Origin of the sequence: Actinomycetospora flava, from assembly GCF_037400335.1 — a bacterium.
Lineage (GTDB): Bacteria > Actinomycetota > Actinomycetes > Mycobacteriales > Pseudonocardiaceae > Actinomycetospora > Actinomycetospora flava.
Window position 1 is genome coordinate 1 of record NZ_JBBEGM010000034.1, and the last position, 2,044, is coordinate 2,044.

Annotated in this window: 3 protein-coding genes; 1 reads left to right on the plus strand and 2 read right to left on the minus strand. The window is 71.4% G+C overall.

Annotation, left to right across the window (positions count from 1 at the left end):
• Positions 1-183 precede the first annotated feature (183 nt).
• Together WCD58_RS33525 and WCD58_RS33530 are read right to left on the minus strand one after the other, a co-directional pair.
• A complete protein-coding gene (locus WCD58_RS33525) occupies positions 184-432 on the minus strand; it encodes a hypothetical protein (protein WP_337707487.1) in 249 nt (82 codons plus the stop codon).
• The gene (locus tag WCD58_RS33530; protein WP_337707488.1) at positions 433-777 is read right to left on the minus strand and encodes a DUF6247 family protein; all 345 of its coding nucleotides are present in this window, start codon (positions 775-777) and stop codon (positions 433-435) included.
• A gap of 464 nt (positions 778-1,241) precedes the next feature.
• On the opposite strand from WCD58_RS33530, the gene WCD58_RS33535 reads away from it, so the two are divergent.
• On the plus strand, positions 1,242-1,466 hold the full coding sequence (locus WCD58_RS33535) for a hypothetical protein (RefSeq protein ID WP_337707489.1): 225 nt from the start codon (positions 1,242-1,244) through the stop codon (positions 1,464-1,466).
• Positions 1,467-2,044 lie beyond the last annotated feature (578 nt).

The following is a 2,044-nucleotide window of genomic DNA, read 5'->3' on the forward strand; positions in this document are numbered from 1 at the left end:
TGGAGGGCGACCTTCCCATCTTACTGCGTCGACCGGACCGGGTTCAACCCCTTTGTCCTGGCGACATGGGAAACAGTACACGGGCGATCAGACGGCCTTCACCGGGGGGTGGGTCAACATCATCGGCGCAGGTCACGAGGCATCCGGACGCCCACCGGCGCCGTCGGAGGTCCTCCGAGGCAGCTAACCGACCCAGTGCACCTGGAGGAGATCCACCCGCCCGAGGTGCTCCACGACCACGTAGGTGAGGAGCCCCGTGCCCCCGAAGCTCATGGTGCGGACAGCGCCGTCGGGGTTGCGGTCCACGAGGGGATCGCCGGACCACGGCGCGAGCTCGAGCACGTCGAGCACCTCGGCGAGCGCCACCAACGCCTCACGGGGCAGCACCTCGAGTGCCTCCCGTACGGAGGCGACGTCGACCTCGTAGGCCACCTACAGACCCAGGTCCGCCCGTACGTCACGCCACGACACCGTCGCCGAGCTCGGAGCTGCGTCACCGCCACGGGCGCCGGCCGCGGCGTCGAGGAGCGTCCGGTACCCCTCGGTGCCACCGGCCGCCGCCGTCACGCGGGCGACCCGCCGCCACGCGTCGAGGCACTGCTGGACCACCGTGAGGTCGTACGAGTCCGCTGCCCTCGCGAGCGCGGCGCGCCACTGGCGATCGAACTCCGTGGCGCTCTCCGGTGCGAGCGCCGCTCGTACATCGGCGGGTGTGGCGTCAGCCCACGTCCCGGCCTTCCCCCCTCCCGGAGGGACGGACGACGCGGCGGCGGTCATGGCCCAACCCTACGGCGGCTGTCTCCCCGCCGGTGCCTCGACGCACGATCCCGAGCACGCCAGGACGACTCCCGTTGTCTTCACACCCCTCGCCATCGATCCGGGGAGGTCATTCGCACGTCCGGCACCAGGCCACGACGCAGGCGGGTCCGCGTCGCCGTGCTCCTCGCTACGGCGAGGGCGGCGGCCGACGGTCTCCGCGACACGGACCCCGCCTCGTCACGGGCCGGCGCTGCGGCTCATCAGCGGTCGTACATCGTCGACGAAGCCGCCGATCGCGGATGGTGCGAGCTCGTGCCCTCGACGTCTCGAGGGGTATCGACGGTCCTTGGAGGACCCCGCCAGGACGCCCACCGTCGGCCCTCCCTTGGGGGAGAGCCCGCGACCTTGCTTCCCCCAGCTGTCGGTGCTGCCGGCCCCGCGTCGCTCATCTTCGGCACGGAGAGAGCAGGTCGAGAGGAAGCGTGCTGGACGGGTCGGTGCTCGACGAGTGGTTCGACGCCCACGGGCAGGGCGACGCCGAGAACACCGACCTGTTGGCTGCGATGCAGCGCCTCGACGCCGAGTCCGACGCCCTGGTGACGGGCCGCCGGACCTTCGAGGACATCCGGCTACTGGCCCTCGGTACCCGAGGACACCACCGCGCTGCAATGAGTCGTGCGTCCCTGACCGACCCTCACCGATCCTGATCGTCCTCGGCGGTGACCCCGGAACGGCGATCGGTGCGCTCAGAGAGCGGCTGGGGCGCGAGATCGTCGCCACCGGCGGCATCCAGCTCTGCCCACGCGCTGATGCCCGCCGGGTTGGTCGACGAGTACCGGCTGTTCGTCTGTCTCGCCGAACGTCACCCTGCCCGGGCTGACGCCGCTCGACGGGCGGGCTCCCGTGGGGATCCACACTGCTGCGGCACGGATCCGCCCCGGAGCACCGAGGCGATCCGTGCCGCCACTCGCCCTGTGGGCGGTCCTCGGCGAGGAGCTCGCCGGTGCGCGCGGGCACGGCAGGAGTCGCCGGAACGTCACAGGACCTCGGCGTGCGTCGTCGTCGGCCAGCAAGCACCTCGAAGAAATACCCGTCGACCGCGCAGGAACTGGAGGTCGAGTCCGTGGTGAGGCGAACGAACGCCCAGGCAGAAGCGGGATCTCGAGGTCGCCTCTCGCGCGCTCGACGACAGTGAACGCCGCCGCGAATCAGGGGCAAGGCCGAGATCGTCGGCTGCGCCGTCGCCTCGCGTTCGCCGGCGACCTTCACGCATTCTCCGGGCACA

What these genes read in the sequence shown, in the direction of transcription:
- WCD58_RS33530 (WP_337707488.1), bottom strand. Translation starts at nt 777, where the DNA reads ATGACCGCCGCCGCGTCGTCCGTCCCTCCGGGAGGGGGGAAGGCCGGG.